Source organism: Microbacterium sp. NPDC089188 (assembly GCF_040685155.1).
Lineage (GTDB): Bacteria > Actinomycetota > Actinomycetes > Actinomycetales > Microbacteriaceae > Microbacterium > Microbacterium galbum.
Genome location: NZ_JBFBHH010000001.1, coordinates 350,793 through 371,667, shown reverse-complemented (window position 1 = coordinate 371,667; position 20,875 = coordinate 350,793). Strand labels below are relative to the sequence as shown.

The 20,875-nt window shown below is 70.0% G+C and carries 16 protein-coding genes; 11 read left to right on the top strand and 5 right to left on the bottom strand.

The annotated features are described in order from the left end of the window. Positions 1 to 11 precede the first annotated feature (11 nt). Positions 12 to 1,382, bottom strand: coding sequence for an MFS transporter (locus AB0N80_RS01610; protein WP_363578166.1), 1,371 nt, complete (start codon positions 1,380 to 1,382; stop codon positions 12 to 14). A 126-nt stretch (positions 1,383 to 1,508) separates the two neighbouring features. On the opposite strand from AB0N80_RS01610, the gene AB0N80_RS01605 reads away from it, so the two are divergent. The 5 genes from AB0N80_RS01605 to AB0N80_RS01585 all read left to right on the top strand — a co-directional run bounded on the left by AB0N80_RS01605 (position 1,509) and on the right by AB0N80_RS01585 (position 7,642). Further along, positions 1,509 to 3,254: a DEAD/DEAH box helicase gene (locus AB0N80_RS01605; RefSeq protein WP_315994258.1), complete on the top strand. Its 1,746-nt coding sequence runs from the start codon at positions 1,509 to 1,511 to the stop codon at positions 3,252 to 3,254. Between the two features lie 359 nt (positions 3,255 to 3,613). Next, positions 3,614 to 5,488 (top strand): molecular chaperone DnaK, encoded by a 1,875-nt coding sequence (gene dnaK, locus AB0N80_RS01600; RefSeq protein WP_315994259.1) that lies wholly within the window; start codon positions 3,614 to 3,616, stop codon positions 5,486 to 5,488. Positions 5,489 to 5,497: 9 nt separating this feature from the next. Next, a complete protein-coding gene (grpE, locus tag AB0N80_RS01595; protein WP_315994260.1) occupies positions 5,498 to 6,112 on the top strand; it encodes a nucleotide exchange factor GrpE in 615 nt (204 codons plus the stop codon). Between the two features lie 11 nt (positions 6,113 to 6,123). Next, the gene (locus AB0N80_RS01590; protein WP_315994261.1) at positions 6,124 to 7,107 is read left to right on the top strand and encodes a DnaJ C-terminal domain-containing protein; all 984 of its coding nucleotides are present in this window, start codon (positions 6,124 to 6,126) and stop codon (positions 7,105 to 7,107) included. A gap of 91 nt (positions 7,108 to 7,198) precedes the next feature. Next, on the top strand, positions 7,199 to 7,642 hold the full coding sequence (locus tag AB0N80_RS01585) for a MerR family transcriptional regulator (RefSeq protein WP_363577153.1): 444 nt from the start codon (positions 7,199 to 7,201) through the stop codon (positions 7,640 to 7,642). 117 nt (positions 7,643 to 7,759) lie between these two features. On the opposite strand, the gene AB0N80_RS01580 is transcribed toward AB0N80_RS01585, so the two are convergent. Continuing rightward, positions 7,760 to 8,353 carry a hypothetical protein gene (locus AB0N80_RS01580; protein WP_363577151.1) on the bottom strand — a complete coding sequence of 198 codons (594 nt, stop codon included), beginning with the start codon at positions 8,351 to 8,353 and terminating at the stop codon, positions 7,760 to 7,762. Between the two features lie 160 nt (positions 8,354 to 8,513). Between AB0N80_RS01580 and AB0N80_RS01575 the strand changes: the two genes are divergently transcribed. The 4 genes from AB0N80_RS01575 to AB0N80_RS01560 all read left to right on the top strand — a co-directional run bounded on the left by AB0N80_RS01575 (position 8,514) and on the right by AB0N80_RS01560 (position 15,178). Then, entirely contained in the window at positions 8,514 to 10,241 is a 1,728-nt protein-coding gene (locus tag AB0N80_RS01575) for an ABC transporter ATP-binding protein (protein ID WP_363577149.1), read from the top strand. Next, complete coding sequence (locus AB0N80_RS01570; RefSeq protein ID WP_363577147.1) at positions 10,238 to 12,400, top strand: ABC transporter ATP-binding protein; 2,163 nt, start codon at positions 10,238 to 10,240, stop codon at positions 12,398 to 12,400. Before AB0N80_RS01575 ends, AB0N80_RS01570 begins: the two co-directional genes overlap by 4 nt. Positions 12,401 to 12,636: 236 nt before the next feature. Further along, entirely contained in the window at positions 12,637 to 13,878 is a 1,242-nt protein-coding gene (locus AB0N80_RS01565; RefSeq protein ID WP_363577145.1) for a glycosyltransferase, read from the top strand. Positions 13,879 to 13,882: 4 nt separating this feature from the next. Continuing rightward, a complete protein-coding gene (locus AB0N80_RS01560; RefSeq protein WP_363577143.1) occupies positions 13,883 to 15,178 on the top strand; it encodes a glycosyltransferase in 1,296 nt (431 codons plus the stop codon). A gap of 255 nt (positions 15,179 to 15,433) precedes the next feature. Here the strand turns inward: AB0N80_RS01560 and AB0N80_RS01555 are convergent, their stop codons facing one another. Beyond that, entirely contained in the window at positions 15,434 to 15,709 is a 276-nt protein-coding gene (locus AB0N80_RS01555; RefSeq protein WP_363577141.1) for a hypothetical protein, read from the bottom strand. A gap of 87 nt (positions 15,710 to 15,796) precedes the next feature. Here AB0N80_RS01555 and AB0N80_RS01550 point away from each other — a divergent pair, with 87 nt between their 5' ends. Next, entirely contained in the window at positions 15,797 to 16,795 is a 999-nt protein-coding gene (locus AB0N80_RS01550) for a helix-turn-helix domain-containing protein (protein ID WP_363577139.1), read from the top strand. A 354-nt stretch (positions 16,796 to 17,149) separates the two neighbouring features. Next, positions 17,150 to 19,354 (top strand): AAA family ATPase, encoded by a 2,205-nt coding sequence (locus tag AB0N80_RS01545; protein WP_363577137.1) that lies wholly within the window; start codon positions 17,150 to 17,152, stop codon positions 19,352 to 19,354. Between the two features lie 65 nt (positions 19,355 to 19,419). Here AB0N80_RS01545 and AB0N80_RS01540 read toward each other — a convergent pair whose 3' ends face one another. Continuing rightward, positions 19,420 to 20,040, bottom strand: coding sequence for a YdcF family protein (locus tag AB0N80_RS01540; protein ID WP_315994270.1), 621 nt, complete (start codon positions 20,038 to 20,040; stop codon positions 19,420 to 19,422). A 200-nt stretch (positions 20,041 to 20,240) separates the two neighbouring features. Then, the gene (locus tag AB0N80_RS01535; protein WP_315994271.1) at positions 20,241 to 20,825 is read right to left on the bottom strand and encodes a nitroreductase family protein; all 585 of its coding nucleotides are present in this window, start codon (positions 20,823 to 20,825) and stop codon (positions 20,241 to 20,243) included. Positions 20,826 to 20,875 lie beyond the last annotated feature (50 nt).

Below are 20,875 nucleotides of genomic sequence, written 5' to 3'. Positions count from 1 at the left end.
GCGCATCCGCGTCAGCGGATCACGGCCGCCGTGGTCTTCACCGGCAGCATCAGCAGCAGCCCGGCCCCGAGGATCAGCACGATGCCGAGGATGCCGAGGCGGGTGTCGCCCGTGATGCCGACGAAGAGCGCGAACAGGCCCGGGGCCAGGAACGACACCGCGCGACCGGTCGTGGCGTAGAGCCCGAAGATCTCGCCCTCGCGTCCCTCGGGCGCCACGCGCGCGAGGAACGACCGGCTCGCCGACTGCACCGGTCCCACGAAGGCGCACAGACCCAGGCCGACGATCCAGAAGCCGGTCTGCGACGTTCCGATGAAGAGCATCGTCGTGCCGAGCACGATCAAGCAGACCAGGGATGCCAGGATCACGCGCTTCGGGCCGAACAGGTCGTCGAAGCGCCCGGCGACGAAGGTGCTGATGCCCGCCACGACGTTGGCTGCGACGGCGAAGTAGAGCACTTCGGTCGAGCTGAACCCGAAGACCTGGGCCGCGATGATCGCGCCGAACGTGAACACCCCCGTGAGGCCGTCGCGGAAGACGGCGCTCGCGACGAGGAACAGCAGCACCTGGCGGCTGTCGCGCCAGAGCGAGCGGAGCGTCCCCCACAACACGACGTACGAGCGGAAGAAGCCGACGCGCACCCGGCGCCGCTGGGCCGGGATCTCGGGCACTCGAACGAGGACCGGGATCGCGAACACCGCGTACCAGGCGGCGGATGCCAGGATCGCCAGCCGGATGTTCAGACCGCCGTCCTTGCTCACGGCGAGCAGGCCACCGGCATCCGGATCCGCGAAGCTCTGGATGAAGAGCACCAGCAGGAGCAGGAGGAGGACGATTCCGCCGACGTAGCCCATGCCCCAGCCGAAGCCCGAGACGCGGCCGATGTTCTCGCGCGTGGAGACCTGCGTGAGCATCGCGTAGTAGTTGACGCTCGCGAACTCGAAGAACACGTTGCCGACGGCGAGCAGCGTCGCGCCGAGGATCAGGTACGCGGGGGTGCCTTCCACGAAGAACATCGCCGCCATGGCGAGCACCACGACACCGGTGTTGATGCCGAGCCACAGCTTGCGGCGACCGGTGCCGTCGGAGCGCTGACCGAGCACGGGGGCCACGAGGGCGACGACGATGCCCGCGATCATGAGGGCGACGCCGACGAGGCTGGCATTGTCGGCGAGGGCGCGCACGAGCGCGGGGTTCGTGTCGTCGCCCCCGGCGGCGGAGACGACGGCCGGGTCGACGAAGAGCGAGCTGGCGAGATAGGTGCTGAAGACGAACGTCGTGACGACGGCGTTGAACGCCGCCGAGCCCCAGTCCCACAGGGCCCATGCCAGCACGGGACGTCGGCCGGCGGCAGGGGCGGAGGCGGTGCCGGGCGCGGACATGTCGGTCACGGTAGGGCCCTTCGGTGAACGCCGGGTGCCCCGGCACGACGCGGCGACGACGACGTCGCGCGGGTTCAGGCTAGACCCCGGCCCGCGCTCGGGCGCGCAGGAGACTACCGTGGAGTCATGGCATCCGAAACCCCCGTCGACTCCGCTGAGGCCGAGACCACCCCCGAAAAGCTCACCTTCGCCGACCTGGGACTGGATGCCGCCGTGCTCAAGGCCCTGAAGGACGTGGGTTACGAGACCCCTTCCGCGATCCAGGCGGCCACCATCCCCGTGCTGCTGCAGGGCCGCGACGTCGTCGGCCTCGCCCAGACCGGAACCGGCAAGACCGCGGCCTTCGCGCTCCCGGTGCTGTCGCAGATGGAGACCGGCCACAAGAACCCGCAGGCCCTCGTGCTCGCCCCCACCCGTGAGCTCGCGCTGCAGGTGTGCGAAGCGTTCGAGAAGTACGCCGCGCACATCAAGGGCGTCTCGGTGCTCCCCGTCTACGGCGGACAGGGGTACGGCCAGCAGCTGTCGGCCCTGCGTCGCGGTGTCGACGTGATCGTCGGAACCCCCGGTCGCATCATGGACCACCTCGACAAGGGCACCCTCGACCTCAGCGAGCTGAAGTTCCTCGTGCTCGACGAGGCCGACGAGATGCTCAAGATGGGCTTCGCGGAGGACGTCGAGACGATCCTCGCCGACACCCCCTCGACCAAGCAGGTCGCGCTGTTCTCGGCCACCATGCCGGCGCAGATCCGCCGCATCTCCGCGCAGTACCTCAACGACCCCGAAGAGATCACGGTCAAGACCAAGACCACGACCTCGGCGAACATCACCCAGCGCTACCTCGTGGTGTCGTACCAGCAGAAGATCGATGCGCTGACCCGCATCCTCGAGGTCGAGAACTTCGAGGGCATGATCGTGTTCACCCGCACGAAGAACGAGACCGAGACGGTCGCCGAGAAGCTCCGCGCCCGCGGCTACACGGCCGCCGCGATCAACGGCGACATCGCCCAGGTGCAGCGCGAGCGGACGGTCAACCAGCTCAAGTCGGGCAAGCTCGACATCCTCGTCGCCACTGACGTCGCCGCGCGCGGTCTGGACGTCGAGCGCATCAGCCACGTCGTCAACTACGACCTGCCGATCGACACCGAGTCGTACGTGCACCGCATCGGCCGCACCGGTCGCGCGGGCCGCACGGGAGACGCGATCAGCTTCGTGACGCCGCGTGAGCGCCGCATGCTCACCGCGATCGAGAAGGCCACGCGTCAGCCGCTGACCGAGATGTCGCTGCCGAGCGTCGACGACGTCAACGCCACGCGTCTCACCCGCTTCGACGACGCCATCACGACCGCCCTCGAGGACACCGCCGCGATCGCGACCTTCCGCGACGTCGTCGCCCACTACGTCGCGCACCACGACGTGCCCGAGGCCGACGTGGCCGCAGCTCTCGCCGTGGTCGCCCAGGGCGACACGCCGCTGCTGCTCGAGGAGGAGACGATCCAGCAGCCGCGCTTCGACCGGGACCGCGACCGTGACCGCCCTGCTCGTGAGGGCGGAGACCGCGGCGATCGCCGCAGCGGCGGCGGACGCTTCGCGACGTACCGCATCGCGGTGGGCCGTCGCCAGCGCGTGGAGCCGCGCCAGATCGTGGGTGCCCTCGCGAACGAGGGCGGCCTGCGCCGCAACGATTTCGGCGCGATCCAGATCCGCCAGGACTTCTCGCTCGTCGAGCTGCCCGCCGACCTCTCGCGCGACACGATCGACCGCCTCGCCGACACCCGCATCTCGGGCCAGCTCATCGACCTGCGCCTCGACCAGGGCGGTCGCTCCGCCAAGCGCAGCGACCGGCCGCAGCGCCGCGATCGCGACCGCGACTGAGCCTCCGCCCGGCCGCCGCGCCGGGCTCGCGGCATCCGTTCGACGCCCCCGCCGACTTCCGGGTCGCGGGGGCGTCGTGGTCGCGGGGCGAAAGGTGAAGATTTGGGGCGCGTTTCTGCGGTTGGGGCGTGGCATTTCGCGCCCCAGACGGAGGAATGCGCCCCAAAACGGTACGTGGGGGGGGTGGGGAGTGATTCGGAAACCGCGGCATCCAGAAGTTGAGCCAATTCATATCAAGTCGCCTTGACCTCCCGACGGGGGTTCGATAACCTTGAGTCATCGCGGCTCAACCCGCGCAGAGACTTTCACCCAGAACCCCGAGTGCGGCATCGGCCGTGCTCACAAGCAAGGAGACACATATGCCCCGTGCAGTGGGAATCGACCTCGGTACGACCAACTCCGTCGTGAGCGTGCTCGAGGGTGGCGAGCCCAAGGTCATCGCGAACGCCGAGGGTTTCCGTACGACCCCCTCGGTCGTCGCCTACACGAAGGACGGCGAGGTGCTCGTCGGCGAGACCGCCAAGCGCCAGGCCGTCACCAACGTCGACCGCACCATCTCGAGCGTCAAGCGCCACATGGGCACCACCTGGAGCTTCGACGTCGACGGCAAGAAGTGGACGCCGCAGGAGATCTCGGCCCGCATCCTGCAGAAGCTGAAGCGCGACGCCGAGGAGTACCTCGGTGACAGCGTGACCGATGCGGTCATCACCGTCCCCGCGTACTTCAACGACGCCGAGCGTCAGGCCACCAAGGAGGCCGGTGAGATCGCGGGCCTCAACGTGCTGCGCATCATCAACGAGCCCACCGCCGCGGCCCTCGCGTACGGCCTCGACAAGGGCAAGGAAGACGAGCTCATCCTGGTCTTCGACCTCGGTGGCGGAACGTTCGACGTCTCGCTGCTCGAGGTGGGCAAGGACGACGACTTCTCGACCATCCAGGTGCGCGCCACCTCCGGTGACAACCGCCTCGGTGGAGACGACTGGGACCAGCGCGTCGTCGACTACCTCATCAAGCAGTTCAAGGACACCACCGGTGTCGACGTCTCGGGCGACAAGATCGCCCTCCAGCGTCTGAAGGAAGCGGCCGAGCAGGCGAAGAAGGAGCTGTCGAGCTCGACCTCGACCTCCATCAACCTGCCCTACCTGTCGCTCACCGACTCGGGCCCCGTCTCCCTCAGCGAGACCCTCTCCCGCGCGAAGTTCGAGGACCTCACCAAGGACCTCCTCGACCGCACCCGCAAGCCCTTCTCCGACGTCATCCGCGAAGCCGGCGTGAAGGTCGACGACATCGCGCACGTGGTGCTCGTCGGCGGCTCGACCCGCATGCCCGCGGTCGCCGAGCTGGTGAAGAAGGAGACCGGGAAGGACGCCAACAAGGGCGTCAACCCCGACGAGGTCGTGGCCGTGGGTGCAGCCCTGCAGGCCGGTGTCCTCAAGGGTGAGCGCAAGGACGTCCTCCTCATCGACGTCACCCCCCTGAGCCTCGGCATCGAGACCAAGGGCGGCATCATGACCAAGCTCATCGAGCGCAACACGGCCATCCCGACCAAGCGCAGCGAGACCTTCACCACCGCCGACGACAACCAGCCGTCGGTCGCGATCCAGGTCTTCCAGGGCGAGCGCGAGTTCACCCGCGACAACAAGCCGCTCGGCACCTTCGAGCTCACCGGCATCGCCCCGGCTCCCCGCGGCATCCCGCAGGTCGAGGTCACCTTCGACATCGACGCCAACGGCATCGTGCACGTGTCCGCGAAGGACAAGGGCACCGGCAAGGAGCAGTCGATGACCATCACGGGCGGCTCGTCGCTGCCGAAGGAGGACATCGAGCGCATGGTGCGCGAGGCCGAGGAGAACGCGGCCGACGACAAGAAGCGCCGCGAGTCCGCCGAGACCCGCAACCAGGCCGAGACCCTGTCGTACTCGATCGAGAAGCTGATCAAGGAGAACGACGACAAGCTCCCCGCCGAGGTCAAGACCGAGGTGCAGGGCGATGTCGACGCGCTCAAGACGGCTCTCGCCGGCGACGACGACGACGCGGTCAAGACCGCGTTCGACAAGCTGAACGCCAGCCAGGGCAAGCTCGGTGAGGCGATCTACGCCTCGTCGCAGGCCGCGGGCGAGCAGGCCGACCCGAACGTGGGTCAGCCGGGCAACGGCGAGACGCCGAATCCCGAGGAAGACGTCATCGACGCCGAGGTCGTCGACGACGAGAACCCCGACGAGAACAAGAAGTAAGCAGAGAACATGGCACACAAGGACGACGAACAGCCCACGGGCTCGGGCGCCGGTCCTGACGAGACGGGGCCGGAGGAGAACACCTCCGGCCCCGCGCCGTCGGGCGACCAGTCCGAGCCTTCGGGGACGGATGCCGATGGCCTGACCATCGACGACATCCTCGGCGCCGAGCAGACGCCCGAGGCGGCCGCAGAAGGTGCGTCCTCCGACAAGGAGGCCTCGCTGCTGATCGACCTCAAGCGCCTGCAGGCCGAGTACGCCAATTACCGTCGGCGCACCGAAGAGCAGCGGGAGCGCGAGATCGAGCGCGCCAAGGGCGAGGCCGTGAAGGGCCTGCTGCCCGTCATGGACGACCTCGACCGCGCCGCCAAGCACGGCGACCTCGTCGAGGGCAGCCCCCTCGCCGCGATCGGCGACAAGGTGCGGGCCGTGGCCGAGCGCCTCGGCGTGGTGTCGTACGGCGCCGTCGGCGACGTGTTCGACCCCCAGCAGCACGAGGCGATCTTCCAGGCGCCGACCCCGGGTGTGACCGAGACGACGATCCTCGAGGTCGTCGAGGTCGGCTACCGCCTCGGTTCGGTCGAGCTGCGACCGGCCAAGGTCGTCGTCGCCGTGCCGGCCTAAGAGGAGGACGCATGGCGAGTCAGGACTGGTTCGACAAGGACTTCTACAAGGTCCTCGGTGTCGACAAGAGCGTCAGCGCTGCCGATCTGAAGAAGACGTATCGCAAGCTCGCGCGCCAGTACCACCCCGACTCGAACCCGGGTGACGCGAAAGCCGAGGCGAAGTTCAAGGAGATCAGCGAGGCCTATTCGGTGCTCAACGACCCCGAGCAGCGCGAGGAGTACGACCAGATCCGGGCCATGGGCTCGGGGGCGCGCTTCTCCGCTCCGGGGGCGAGCGGCGGCGGCGGTTTCGACGACGTCTTCAGTCGGTTCGGTCAGGGTCGCGGCCAGCCCCAGGGCGGCTTCGACGACTTCTTCTCGATGTTCGACCAGCAGGGCGGCGGGGGCTTCGGCTCCGGACGCTTCGGTCAGACGACGGGAGGGTTCCGCGGTTTCGGCGGCCCCCAGCGCGGGTCCGATGTGACGGCGCGGACGACGATCGACTTCGTCACCGCGGCGAAGGGCGAGACCATCACCCTGCAGGGCGAGGACAACGTCCCGTTCAAGGTGAAGATCCCGGCCGGCGTCTCGGACGGGCAGAAGATCCGACTCCGGGGTCGTGGACGCAAGTCCCCCGACGGCGGCGAGAGCGGCGACATCGTCGTGACGGTGGCGGTGCGCCCGCACCCCGTGTTCACGCGCGACGGCCTCAACCTGCGGGTGACGGTCCCCGTCACCTTCACCGAGGCCGCTCTCGGCGCCACGATCGAGGTGCCCGCGCTGGGCGGCGAGACCGTTCGCCTGCGCGTGGCCCCGGGAACCCCCTCGGGTCGAGTGCTGCGCGTCAAAGGCCGCGGGATCGCGACCGCCAAGGGCACCGGCGACCTGCTCGCCGAGGTCCAGGTGGCCGTGCCCGCACACCTCGACGACGCGGCCCGCGAAGCCCTCGAGCGCTACCAGGCGCTCGAACCGAAAGAGAACCCCCGCGCCGACCTGATGGCCAAAGCGCGGTAGACGCACGCGCGTCGCCGTGGTTCTCGGCATCCGATGAGTCAGGATGCCGAGAACCCGGTGTCGCACCCGCCACGACGGAAGAAGGTGAGACGTGGCTGAGAGAGAGATCGACGAAGACGCCCCGATCTTCGCCATCGCCGCCGCGGCGGAGCTGTCGAACATGCACCCGCAGACGTTGCGACAGTACGACCGTCTCGGTCTCGTGGTGCCCGCGCGCACCCAGGGCGGATCGCGGCGGTACTCCAGCCGTCACGTGCAGCAGCTGCGCGAGGTCGCGCGGCTCTCCGGTGAGGGCATGAGCCTGCCCGCCATCGCGCGCCTGCTCGCTCTCGAGGAGCGCGTGCACGAGCTGGCGCGTCGTGTAAACGACCTCGAACGACAGCTCTCGGCCGAGCGGCAGTCGCGCCCCGGTGCGCGCGTCTTCGCGGCGGGCGCGACCGGCTCGGTCGTGACGTTGCGCCACGGCGCGCGCGTCCGCCGGGCGACCGACATCGTGCTCTGGCGCCCGTCGGGCCCGTTCGATCTCGACGACTGAGATTGCGACGCTCGCCTGCGCAGCGGAGGTCCCTGAGCCTGTCGGAGGGACCGGAACGCGGCGCATGCCCGGTGGCTCCGGCGGACGTGCCGACCCCCACCGTGGGTCGCTGCCCGATCAGGCCGGATCGATGCGCAGCACGGTCGGCGACTCCCCGACCTGCAGGTCGTCGACGACGCGGAGCGTGCGGGCGACGTCATCCACGGCGCCGATGACCGTGCCGAAGCGCTGGCGGTCCGCGCAGACCGCGGTGACGGTGACGAAGTGCGAGCCGGTGTCCCACGTGTACGTCGCGAACGGCGGGGTCTTCGGGTCGGCGGGCAGGGGCATCGCCAGCTTCTCGCCGACGCCGAGGTGAGGGTTCCGGAACGACTCGGTGTCGTCGTACTCCATGGGCATCATGGCGCGGGCGGTGCGCAGCTGCGGCGTCGCCTCCTGCAGTTGCGCCATCACCACCAGCAGCTCCGGGTCGCTCTTCCACACCCACACCAGCACGCGACCGGCGGCGCGGCGCATCAGCAACGGGGCCGCCTGGCTGAGGATCCAGGCGAAGGCGCCGCCGCCCGGACGCGGTGTCGCGCCCGTGCCCTGGTTCGCCTGGCTCAGCAGCATGCCGATCGCCGCCTTGCGGTGGCGGCGGCCGCGGAATCCGAGGGAGCCGGTCACCGGCACCCAGAGGTCGGCGGGGGCGTCGGCCTGCAGTCGGGACATGCCCCTCAGCCTACGAGCCGCCTCCTGGGAGAGGGATGCCGAGTGCCGGCGTTCGCGAGCAGAGAACGCTCCCACGCGGGAAAGCCTCGCCGATGTCGGAGGTCAGTGCCAGGCTGGGACCGCGGTCATCGCGATCGCACTCGAACACCCGGAGGGTCCCGTGCTCGGCAAACTCCTCATGCGTTATCTGTCGCGGTATCGATGGCTGCTCGTCGCGATCCTCGTCTTCCAGGCTGCGTCCGCCCTGGCGACGCTCTACCTGCCGCGCCTCAACGCCGACATCATCAACCTCGGTGTCGCGCAGGGCGACACGGGGTTCATCTGGTCGCGCGGCGCCCTGATGCTCGTCATCTCCCTCGGTCAGATCGTGGCATCCGTCATCGCCACATACTTCGCCGCGCGTGCCGCCATGGCCGCCGGCCGCGACATCCGGCGCGACGTCTTCGAGCGCGTGAGCGGATTCTCCGAGCGTGAGCTGTCGCAGTTCGGCGCGGGCTCTCTGATCACCCGCAACACCAATGACGTCCAGCAGGTGCAGATGCTGGCGATGATGGGCGCCACCATGCTCGTCAGCGCCCCGCTCCTCGCGGTCGGCGGGGTCATCATGGCCCTCCAGCAAGACGTCGGGCTCAGCTGGCTGATCGCCGTCGCGGTGCCCGTGCTGCTCATCGCGGCGGGGCTCATCATCGCTCGCATGGTGCCCCTGTTCCGCAGCTATCAGTCCGAGCTCGACGGCGTGAACCGGGTCATGCGCGAGCAGCTGACGGGGGTGCGCGTGGTCCGCGCTTTCGTGCGCGAGCGCATCGAAGAAGAGCGCTTCCGCCGGGCCAACACCGACATCCTCGTGGTGGGCCGCAAGGTGGGCTCCCTCTTCGTGCTGCTGTTCCCGCTGGCCATGCTCGTGCTCAACGTGACCGTCGTGGGGGTCATCTGGTTCGGCGGCATCCAGGTCGACGCCGGCGGAGTCGAGATCGGCACCCTCTTCGCGTTCATCCAGTACGTCGCGCAGATCCTCGGCGGCGTGCTGATGGCGAGCTTCATGACCGTGATGATCCCTCGCGCCGCCGTTTCGGCCGAGCGCATCGGCGAGGTCCTCGACAGCCGTTCGACCCTGCAGCGCCCCGAGAACCCGGTCAGCGTCTTCGCCGAGGCCGGCGCGGTGGAGTTCGACGACGTGTCGTTCGCCTACCCGGGCGCCGAGTCGCCGGTCGTGGCGGGTGTGACCTTCCGAGCGGCCCCCGGCGAGACCGTGGCCATCGTCGGATCGACGGGAGCGGGCAAGACCACCCTCGTGTCCTTGATCCCGCGCCTGTTCGACGTCACGGGCGGTGCGGTGCGCGTCGGCGGGGTCGACGTGCGCGAGGCCGACCTCGACGAGCTGTGGAAGGGCATCGGCCTCGTGCCGCAGAGACCCTTCCTCTTCAGCGGCACCGTGGCGTCCAACCTGCGATTCGGGCGCGAAGACGCCACCGACGACGAGTTGTGGCACGCCCTCGAGATCGCGCAGGGCCGCGACTTCGTCGAGGCGATGGACGGAAAGCTCGAGGGGCGCATCGCCCAGGGCGGCACCAACGTCTCGGGCGGTCAGCGCCAGCGCCTCGCGATCGCGCGGGCGATCGTGCATCGGCCCCGCGTGCTGGTCTTCGACGACTCGTTCTCGGCGCTCGACCTCACCACCGACGCGCGCCTGCGGGCCGCACTCTGGCAGGAGCTCCCGGAGGTGACGAAGATCGTCGTCGCGCAGCGCGTGTCCACCATCACCGGGGCCGACCGCATCGTCGTCCTCGAAGACGGGCGCATGGCCGGACTCGGCACGCACGACGAGCTGTTGCGCACGAGTCCCACATATCGAGAGATCGTCGAATCGCAGCTGGGGGTGGAAGCATGAGCGTGCCCGACGCCCTCACCGACGAAGACCGCGCCGAGCTCGAGCTCGCCGAGCAGGCGCGACAGAACTCCGGCGACTGGAACAGCGTCGCGCCCGGCAAGGCCGCTGCCTTCGGGCCGAGCTTCCGACGCCTGATCGGTCTGCTGCGTCCCTACGCGTGGGCGTTCGCCCTCGTCTCCGCACTCGGAGCTCTCGGGGTGGTGCTCGCCGTCCTGGCCCCGCGTGTGCTGGGAGACGCCACCAACATCATCTTCGAGGGCGTCGTCTCGCGCGGGCTGGGCGAGGCCTTCCCCGCCGGCACGTCCAAGGAGGCCGTCGTCGAGGCGCTGCGCGCATCGGGGCAGACCGACGTCGCCAACATCGTCTCCGCGATGAACAGCTTCCAGGTCGGCGCGGGCGTCGACTTCGACGCGCTGCGCGTCGTGATCGTCACCGTCCTCGCGATCTACGTCGGGTCGTCGCTGCTGTCGTGGATCCAGGGCTACGTCATCAACGTCATCATGGTGCGCACGATGTGGCGTCTCCGCGAAGACGTCGAGGCGAAGATCAACCGTCTGCCGCTGTCGTACTTCGACAAGGTCCAACGCGGCGAGCTGATCTCGCGCGTGACGAACGACATCGACAACATCACCCAGACCATGCAGCAGTCGCTCTCGAGCGCGCTGACCTCGGTGCTGACGGTCGTGGGTGTGCTCATCATGATGTTCACGATCTCCTGGCAGCTCGCGCTCGTGGCCCTGGTATCGCTGCCGCTCATGGCGGTCATCTTCGGCGTGATCGGCCCGAAATCGCAGAAGGCGTTCGGCGAGCAGTGGAAGAAGGTGGGCCGCCTGAACGCCCGCGTCGAGGAGTCGTTCTCGGGGCACGCGCTGGTCAAGGTCTACGGGCGCGAGGAAGACGCCCGAGAGAAGTTCGAGGTCGAGAACGAGGAGCTCTACGAGGCGAGCTTCAAGGCGCAGTTCCTCTCCGGCATGATCATGCCGGGCATGATGTTCGTCGGAAACCTCACGTACGTCGGCATCGCCGTGCTCGGTGGCCTCATGGTGGCGGGCGGGCAGATCCGACTCGGTGATGTGCAGGCCTTCATCCAGTACTCGCAGCAGTTCACGCAGCCGCTGTCGCAGCTGGGCGGTATGGCGGCCGTCGTGCAGTCCGGAACCGCATCGGCGGAGCGCGTCTTCGCCCTCCTCGACGCCGACGAGCAGGAGGCCGACGCGGCCGACGCGCCCGCAGCCCCCGAGGGTCGCGGCGTCATCGAGTTCCAGAACGTGCGTTTCTCTTACACGCCCGAGAGGCCCCTCATCACCGACCTGTCGTTCCGTGTCGAGCCCGGGCAGACCGTCGCGATCGTCGGACCCACCGGGGCGGGCAAGACCACTTTGGTCAACCTCATCATGCGCTTCTACGAGCTCGACGGAGGGCGCATCCTGCTCGACGGCCAGGACATCGCCGAGCTGCGTCGCGACGATGTGCGCTCCCGCACCGGAATGGTGCTGCAGGACCCGTGGCTGTTCGCGGGATCGATCCGCGACAACATCCGCTACGGCCGCGAGAGCGCGACCGACGACGAGATCGTCGAGGCGGCGGTGGCGACGCGTGTCGACCAGTTCGTGCACTCTCTCCCCGAGGGATACGACACCGTCCTCGACGAGGATGCCGCCAATGTCTCGGCCGGTGAGAAGCAGCTCATCACCATCGCGCGAGCGTTCGTGGCGCGGCCGTCGGTGCTGATCCTCGACGAGGCGACCTCGTCCGTCGACACGCGCACCGAGCTGCTGCTGCAGCAGGCGATGGCCGCGCTGCGCGAGGGTCGCACCTCGTTCGTCATCGCCCACCGCCTCTCCACGATCCGCGACGCCGACCTCATCCTCGTGATGGAGCACGGCGACATCGTCGAGAAGGGCACGCACGACGAGCTGATCGCCGCGCAGGGCGCGTATTACCGGCTCTACCGGTCGCAGTTCGAACAGGCCGCGGCCGACCTCGACACGGCGGGAGCGGAACAGGAACGCCCGGGCGAGCAGCGGCACGCGCCGATCACCGGCGACAGCGAGGTGGTGTCGGCGATGGCGGCCGCGTCCTCCGAGGTGGTGGTCCCGGCGGGTGTCGACGGGCCGCCGCGGCCGGCGAACGGTTCCCCGTCGCCGGAAGGGCGCTGACAGGGGCGCGTCGTGCGTCGCGGGCGCGGGCCCGCGCCGTGCGACCCCGGGCATCGAGGGGCGCGGGCTCCCGGCCGTCGATGATCCGACTCACCCGGCGCCCGCCTGTGAACGGCTCCCGGGCGGCGGAAACCCGCCCGGGTACAGTGGATGACACGTTCACCGCTGTGAACCGCGCAGTTGCGCACCGCTTCATCCCAGCGACCTTTCCGCCGCACAGATAGGCCTCACCACACGTGACCACTCCTGCGACGCCCGCCGACACCCCCGCGCCCGCCGCCGAGTCACCCGGCTCGTCCGCGTCCGCCGACCGTCCGCTGAAGGTCCTCATCGGCGCCGACACCTTCCTGCCCCACGTGAACGGCGCCGCCCGGTTCGCCGAGCGCCTCGCGGCGGGTCTCGTCGCGCGGGGCCACGACGTGCACGTCGCCGCCCCGAGCGTCGGCCACAGCAACGCGGGCACCGCGATCGAGACGATCGAGGGTCAGCCGATGATGATGCACCGGCTGCCGGCCTACCGCTTCCTCCCGCACGACTGGATCACCTACGTGCTGCCGTGGCGCTCGAAGCACTACGCCCGCATCGTGCTCGACGAGGTCAAGCCCGACGTCGTGCACATCCAGTCGCACATCGTGATCGGTCGGGGTCTCGCCCGCGAGGCCCGCAAGCGCGGCATCCCCGTCGTGGCGACGAACCACGTGATGGCCGAGAACATCCTCGACTTCACCACGCTTCCCGACTGGCTCGATCGCGTCTTCGTCAAGCTCGCGTGGGCTGATGCGGAGCGCACCTTCAAGATGACGCGCGCCGTGACCACGCCCACGCGTAAGGCGGCCGACTTCCTCGAGGCGACGATCGACATCGACGGCGTCATCCCGATCTCGTGCGGAATCGACCGCTCGAACTACCGCCCCGACCTGACCCCCCGTGATGCGAATCGCATCCTCTTCGTCGGTCGACTCACCACCGAGAAGCACATCGACGTGGTGCTGGCGGCGCTGGCGAAGCTCGATCCCGCGCTCGACGTCACCTTCGACGTCGTCGGGGGCGGCGACCAGCGTGCCAAGCTCGAGGCGCTGGCCGATCAGCTCGGTGTGGCCGAGCGCGTCACGTTCCACGGGCACGCGTCCGACGACGAGCTCCGCAACCTGTACTCGCGCGCCAGCGTCTTCGCCATCGCCTCGATCGCGGAACTGCAGTCGATCGCCACGATGGAGGCCATGGCATCCGGTCTGCCGATCGTGGCCGCCGACGCCGTCGCCCTCCCGCACCTCGTGCACGAGGGTGAGAACGGCTACCTCTTCACGCCGGGCGATTCCGACGAGCTCGCCGCGCGCCTGACCGATGTGCTCACCGCGTCGCCCGAGGAGCGTCTGCGCATGCAGCAGGCGTCCCTCGACGCCGTCGCCGTGCACGACATCACCCGCACCCTCGACACCTTCGAAGCGCTGTATCGCGGCCGCCCGCTGCCGGAGTGACCGCGTGCACGTGGTGATGTTCGCCGACCAGCACCTCGAGTCGCTGGGCGGTGCGCAGGTGTCGATGCGACTGCAGAAACGGTTCCTCGAACGCGCCGGTCACCTCGTGACGGTCGTCGCTCCGCGCCTGCATCGTCCGGCATCCGACGATCCGGCGTACCTCGACCTCCCGTCGATCGCGATCACCCCCGACCGCGAGTACGCGCTCACGTGGCCCGGTGCGCGCACGGACCGATTCCTGGATGCCGAGATGGGCGCGCGGCTGCCCGCCGACGTCGTGCACGTGCAGGCCGACTTCTGGGGCGCCTTCATCGGCCACCGCTTCGCCGCGCGACACGGGCTGCCGGTGGTGCACACGATGCACAATCGCGTCGACGTGGGGATCGCGGCGACGGCGCCTTTTCCGGGGCTGGTGCTGCGTGTGCTCAATGCCTGGGCGCGCCGGGCGCTGCCGGTCGCGGACGCTCCCTTCGCCGCCCGACCGCTCGCCACGCGCAGAGGCGGAAGGTCCTCGCCGGACGCCGGTGAGGGGCTGCGAGCCCCGCGCGATTCCACGGGCTCCGGCGGCCCGGCGTCGCGCGTCGACGGATGGGCGTTCCTGCACCGCCTCGCGCGACTGTCGCGCGCGGTCACGGCACCGTCCGCGCACTTCGCCCGCCGCCTGGAGCAGCATGGGGTGGCCCCCTCGGTCGACGTCATCTGGAACGGCATCGACGACGACGTGCTCGACGCCGCCCTGGCCTTCGGCCCCTCCGCGCGCCGCCCCGGTCGTCCGCGCTTCGTGTGGCTCGGGCGCATGAGCCCCGAGAAACGCCTGCTCCCCTTCCTCGAGGCCGTCGTGGCATCCGGAATCGATGCCGAGGTCGAGATCATCGGCGGCGGCGCACAGCTGAACGCCGCGCGGCGTCTCGTCGAGCGCGAACACCCCACCGCCGACGTGACCTTCGCGGGACGACTGCCCTACGCCGAGACCCTCGCCCGTCTCGCCGACGCCGATGCGGTGGTGCAGACCTCCATCGGCTTCGAGACCCAGGGCATGACGGTCTTCGAGGCCGCCTCGCTGGGGACGCCCGCCGTGGTCAGCGACCCCGACATCGCCGCCGAGCTCGGTGGGGGGACCTGGACCGTCGCGGATGCCACGGTCCCGGCACTCGCGGAGTCTCTGCGCCGCGCCGCCGCCGATATCGCCGCGGGTTCGCCCGTGCGACCCGAGCCGTCGATCGCGGAGCGCTTCCGCCAGTCGTCCCGCACCGCGGCGATGGTCGCCGTGTACGAACGGACCGTGGCCGCGGGCCGCTGACGCGTCTCCGCGGCCGGCGTCGGGATCTCGCCGCCACGGTCCGCGCCGGGCTTCTCCGCCGCGCCGTCGCGCCGTGGGTCATCCGCCCGCGCCGGCGCCGTGGATCGGGCACCGGCGGCGGGGCGCGGTGTGCACGGCGGCGGGTGGTTCGGGCGACACGCCGGCGTGTGGCATCCGGGGGCCGGCGTGTCGGGGGTTCGGTCTTCGTTGTTCCGTCGGGCGCCCGGGAGTGGGCGGGGAAGAACCGAACGGCGGTCAGGCCAGGCGACCGCCGGGCCGCGGGACGGCGATCGTCGCCGTTATGGGCTTCGCGGATTGCGCGACCTGCGTCGCGGGCGCCGGCTGCCCGACCGCCGTCGCGGGCGTCAGTGGCTGACCGACCTTTGTCGTGGGCACGGCGCGGGCTCGCTCTGTCGACGCGAGGCGCGAGGGGTCGGTGGGGATGCGGCCATAGCCGTCGGTGCGAATGAGCCACACGGTGCCGATGATTCCGGCGAGCGACAGGATGCCGAGAGCGATGAAGTAAGCCATGGCAGGAAAGCTACGGGTAGAGGAATCAGGCCCACGAGTGGCATGATGGACGCACATCGCAAGATTTCTGCCACTTCGGAGGTGCGTATGCGCTCGGTCGCCGTCGTCGTCCAACCCGGGTTCGCCCCGTTCGAGTTCGGCCTCGCCTGCGAGGCCTTCGGCCTCGACCGCAGTGACGACGGCATCCCGAACTTCGACTTCCGCATCGTGGCCCCCGACCCGGGCGCCGTGTCGTCCAACATCGGCTTCTCGATCAACGTCGAGCACGGCCTGGATGCCGCGGAGGACGTCGACATCCTCGTGCTCGCGCCGATCCCGCGTTCGCAGTGGGATCACGTGGATGAGCGGGTCATCGAGGTCGTCCGCGCCGCGCACGCCCGCGGCGCGTGGCTTCTCAGCGTGTGCAGCGGATCGTTCGTCATCGCGGCATCCGGGGTGCTCGACGGCAGGCGCGCGACCACGCACTGGCGCTATGCCGACACGATGGCGCGCATGTATCCGCAGATCGACGTGGATCCCGACGTGCTGTACGTGCAATCGGACAACATCATCACGAGCGCCGGGACGGCGGCGGGGCTCGACGCCTGTCTGCACCTGCTCCGGCAGGAGCTGGGCTCCGAACTCGCCAACCGCATCGCGCGGCGCATGGTCGTCGCCCCCCAGCGCGACGGCGGCCAGGCGCAGTTCATCGCTTCTCCTATTCCGATCGACGCCTCGCTCTCGCTCGCCCCGGTCACCGAATGGATGCTGCAGAACCTGCATGCCGAGCTGTCGGTCGATCGGCTCGCGGCGCGCGCCCACATGTCTGCCCGCACCTTCGCCCGGCGGTTCAAGGCCGACCTCGGTGCCACCCCCGCGGCATGGCTCGCGCGCCAGCGCCTGCTGCATGCGCAGCGACTGCTGGAGGAGACCGACCTCGGGCTCGACCGCATCGCCGCCGAGTGCGGCTTCGGGTCGGCCGCGGTGCTGCGGCAGAACTTCGCCCGCACGATGGGTCTGACGCCGACGGCGTACCGCGCCCGTTTCTCGTGCACAGGGGCCGAGGTTTCGGCGTCCGTCCCGGAGCCGGAGGCGATCCCGGCCTGACCGATCGCCCCCGCCCCCGCCACCCCGCGACGTTGCTGCCGCCCCACGGTCGCCCGCACCGGCGCGAGGCCTGCCGGTGCGACGTGCGTCGAGATGGCCCCTCTCTGCCCAGATCCCGCAATGCCGGCGCGAAAGCGGGTGATCCCGTGCACGTGGCGCGCTCTCGGTGTCCGGAATGGGGCGCCGGCGTGCGGGGCGGGCGGTGAGGCCTCGGAGAGCCGGAGCTCCGCCCTCGCCGTGTCGGCGCGAGGGGCCGCAGCGCGCGGGAGTCGTGGCATCCATTGCCCTCCGAAGCACGCGCTGCTAAACTTGAGTCAACGCAACTCAACTTTGCGACAGACTTCAGGAGAACACATGAACGCCACACAACAGCCGGGGCAGGAGGACGCGCGCAGCGCCCTCGAGCAATTCGGCATCAACCTCACCGACCGGGCCCGCCAGGGCAAGCTCGACCCCGTGATCGGGCGCGACGGCGAGATCCGCCGCGTCAGCCAGGTGCTCACCCGGCGCACCAAGAACAACCCCGTGCTCATCGGCGAACCCGGCGTCGGCAAGACCGCCGTCGTCGAGGGTCTCGCTCAGCGCATCGTCGCGGGCGACGTCGCCGAGAGCCTCAAGAACAAAGAGCTCGTCTCGCTCGACATCTCGGCGCTCGTCGCCGGGGCGATGTACCGCGGCCAGTTCGAGGAGCGGCTGAAGAGCGTCCTCAAGGAGATCACCGAATCCGACGGGCGCATCATCACGTTCATCGACGAGCTGCACGTGCTCATGGGTGCGGGAGGCGGCGAGGGCTCGGTCGCGGCCAGCAACATGCTCAAGCCCATGCTCGCCCGCGGTGAGCTGCGCCTGATCGGCGCGACCACGCTGGACGAGTACCGCGAGTTCATCGAGAAGGATGCCGCCCTCGAGCGCCGCTTCCAGCAGGTCTACGTCGGCGAGCCGACGGTCGAAGACACCGTCGCGATCCTCCGCGGCCTCAAGGAGCGCTACGAGGCGCACCACAAGGTCGCCATCGCCGACGCGGCGCTGGTCGCCGCGGCATCCCTGTCCAACCGGTACATCCCCTCGCGTCAGCTGCCCGACAAGGCCATCGACCTGATCGACGAAGCGGCATCCCGCCTGCGCATGGAGATCGACTCGGCCCCGCTGGAGATCGACGAGCTGCGTCGTCACGTCGACCGGCTCAAGCTCGAGGAGCTCGCGCTGAAGAAGGAGAAGGACGCCGCCTCGAAGGAGCGGCTCGCGACGCTCCGCGAGACCCTCGTCGCCGAACAGGCCAAGCTCGACGAGCTGCAGGCCCGATGGGAGCGCGAGCGCGCCTCGCTCAACCGCGTCGGAGACCTCAAGACCCGGCTCGACGCCGCCCGCGTGGATGCCGAGCGCGCCCAGCGCGAGGGAAACCTCGAGCGCGCGTCGCGGCTGCTGTACGCCGAGATCCCGGCGCTCGAGCGCGAACTCATGAAGGCCGAGCGCGACGAGCCCGCGGGCGACCGGATGGTGAACGAGCAGGTCACCGATGAAGACATCGCGGCCGTCATCGCCGCGTGGACCGGAATCCCGGTCGGCCGTCTGCTGCAGGGCGAGACCGAGAAGCTGCTGCACCTGGAGCGCGAGCTCGGCAGACGTCTGATCGGGCAGAAGGATGCCGTGAAGGCCGTCTCCGACGCCGTCCGTCGTTCGCGCGCCGGCATCAGCGACCCGAACCGCCCGGTCGGCTCCTTCCTGTTCCTCGGCCCCACGGGCGTCGGCAAGACGGAGCTGGCGAAGTCGCTGGCCGACTTCCTCTTCGACGACGAGCACGCCATGGTGCGCATCGACATGTCGGAGTACGGCGAGAAGCACTCCGTCTCGCGCTTGGTCGGAGCCCCTCCGGGCTACGTCGGGTACGAGGCCGGCGGCCAGCTCACCGAGGCCGTGCGCCGTCGCCCCTACAGCGTGGTGCTGCTGGACGAGGTCGAGAAGGCCCACCCCGAGGTGTTCGACGTGCTGCTGCAGGTCATGGACGACGGTCGCCTGACCGACGGTCAGGGCCGCACGGTCGATTTCACCAATGTCATCCTGATCCTCACCAGCAATCTCGGCTCGCCGATCCTCATCGACCCGACGCTGTCGATGGATGCCAAGCGCGACCAGGTGCAGGCGCTCGTGCGCCAGGCCTTCAAGCCCGAGTTCGTGAACCGTCTCGACGACATCGTGATCTTCCAGGCCCTGAGCCAGGACGATCTCGCCCAGATCGTCGAACTCGCGGTCGACGCGCTGCACAAGCGGCTGCGCGAGCGCCGGCTCACCCTCGCCGTCACCCCCGACGCGCGGTCGTGGCTCGCCGAGCGCGGGTACGACCCGGTGTACGGCGCCCGGCCGCTGCGCCGGCTCATCCAGACCGAGATCCAGAACCGCCTCGCGATGGCGATCCTCGCCGGCACCGTGCGCGACGGCGACGTCGTTCGGGTCGACGTGGCCAGCGACGGCGAGTCGCTCATGCTGGCGAGCGCCGGCCCCGCGGCCGACGACACCGACGACACCGACGACGACGTGATCGAGGCCGAGATCGTGGAGTAGACGGAAGGTCACGAGAGGGGGGATGCCACGTTCAGCGCGCGGCATCCCCCCTCTTCATGCGGGGGTCAGGGGCAGGGCGTCAGCCAGGCTTTGACAAACGCCGCGCTCTGGTACGCGTACTGGAACACCCAGTCGAACAGCGTCAGGTCGGTGTCGACGCCCACCACGGTGACATCGGCGGCGGAGCACTTCGCGAAGATGTACCGGGTTCGGGCCACGTGCGGCGTGAACGTGACGACCACGGTCTTGCCCGACTCGTGCGTCGCGTCGTAGCGGTCGAGGAGCCGGCTCTCGCCGGCGGTGGTGAACGGGTCGGGCGTCTCGCAGGTGACCCCGCGCCGTCGGCACACGTCCAGAGCCGCGGCATCGAAGCGGGCCTCGCCGTGGCCCGTGCCGGAGTCGGACACGGAGATCAGCAGTGGAACGGGTCGATCTGCGTCGCGCAGCGTGCGGGCGAGGTCGAGCCGCTCCTGCTGGGGCGGCCCGATGACGTAGACGAGGCTCGCGTCGCCCGGGTCGCCGGGCGGGGGGAAGACGAACACCGGGAGTCCCGCGATCGCGATCAGGAGGATCGTGGACCCGAGGGCCAGGGCGAGTCGACGCCCGCGTCGACCCGGGAGCAGCCAGGCGACGATGCGTCGGCGTGGTCGCGCGGTGCCGATGCCGGAGGAGGAGGAGGTCGTCACCTCCGCGAGGGTAGGCGGCCGGCCCCCGCGCGGGCTCGCTCGTCCGCGCGCTCGGCCGCGGGTGAGGCGGGCCGTGGCCGTGGAATCCGCGGGCCCGCGGCGACCGCCGCGGAAACGCCGTCCGCCCCCGTCCCGTGAATGACGGGCCGGGGGCGGACGGATGCCGCGGGCCGGCGGGGCGCGGCGGACGCCGCGGGGCCTCAGGCGTCGAGCAGCAGCGACTCGGCGAGCGGACGACGCACGCGGGGCGCGGATTCGCGCGAGCGGACGGCCTCGTCAGCGGCATCGAGGTCGCCGAAGGCGCCGACGGCGATCACGGTCACCGGCGTGAAGCGCTCCTCGATGTCGAACGCGGTGCGCAGGTCGTCGGGGGAGAAGCCGCCCATCGTGTGGGTGGCGAGGCCGCGGGCGTGCGCCTCGACCGTGAAGAAGGCGGCCGTCTGACCGGCGTCGTACGTCGCCCACGGGCGGGCGTTGCCCTCCTCGTCGGCCGTCTCGGCGAGGATGACGAGCAGCGCGCCGGCGGCCGGCGCCCAGCCCTGGTTGAAACCGACGAGCGAGCCCACGATCTGCGCATGCGCGTCGGTTCCGCGGCGGGCGAGCAGGAAGCGCCACGGCTGCGAGTTGTTGGCCGACGGCGACCAGCGAGCAGCCTCGAGGGCGGCGCGCAGGGCGTCTTCGTCGATCGGGGCCTCCGCGTCGAAGACACGGGTGCTCCATCGCTCGGCGAGGACGTCGAGGATCGGGACGTCGGTCTGGGCGGTGCGGTCGAGAACGTGGGACATGGGGACTCCTGAGGGTGAGAACGTTGCCGGGGCTCCGTTGACCCAGTCCA

Coding starts and splice junctions, on each gene's coding strand:
- AB0N80_RS01550 (WP_363577139.1), top strand. CDS start 15,797: ATGCGCTCGGTCGCCGTCGTCGTCCAACCCGGGTTCGCCCCGTTCGAG.
- AB0N80_RS01590 (WP_315994261.1), top strand. CDS start 6,124: ATGGCGAGTCAGGACTGGTTCGACAAGGACTTCTACAAGGTCCTCGGT.
- AB0N80_RS01580 (WP_363577151.1), bottom strand. CDS start 8,353: ATGTCCCGACTGCAGGCCGACGCCCCCGCCGACCTCTGGGTGCCGGTG.
- AB0N80_RS01545 (WP_363577137.1), top strand. CDS start 17,150: ATGAACGCCACACAACAGCCGGGGCAGGAGGACGCGCGCAGCGCCCTC.
- AB0N80_RS01535 (WP_315994271.1), bottom strand. CDS start 20,825: ATGTCCCACGTTCTCGACCGCACCGCCCAGACCGACGTCCCGATCCTC.
- grpE (WP_315994260.1), top strand. CDS start 5,498: ATGGCACACAAGGACGACGAACAGCCCACGGGCTCGGGCGCCGGTCCT.
- AB0N80_RS01570 (WP_363577147.1), top strand. CDS start 10,238: ATGAGCGTGCCCGACGCCCTCACCGACGAAGACCGCGCCGAGCTCGAG.
- AB0N80_RS01610 (WP_363578166.1), bottom strand. CDS start 1,382: ATGTCCGCGCCCGGCACCGCCTCCGCCCCTGCCGCCGGCCGACGTCCC.
- dnaK (WP_315994259.1), top strand. CDS start 3,614: ATGCCCCGTGCAGTGGGAATCGACCTCGGTACGACCAACTCCGTCGTG.
- AB0N80_RS01605 (WP_315994258.1), top strand. CDS start 1,509: ATGGCATCCGAAACCCCCGTCGACTCCGCTGAGGCCGAGACCACCCCC.
- AB0N80_RS01555 (WP_363577141.1), bottom strand. CDS start 15,709: ATGGCTTACTTCATCGCTCTCGGCATCCTGTCGCTCGCCGGAATCATC.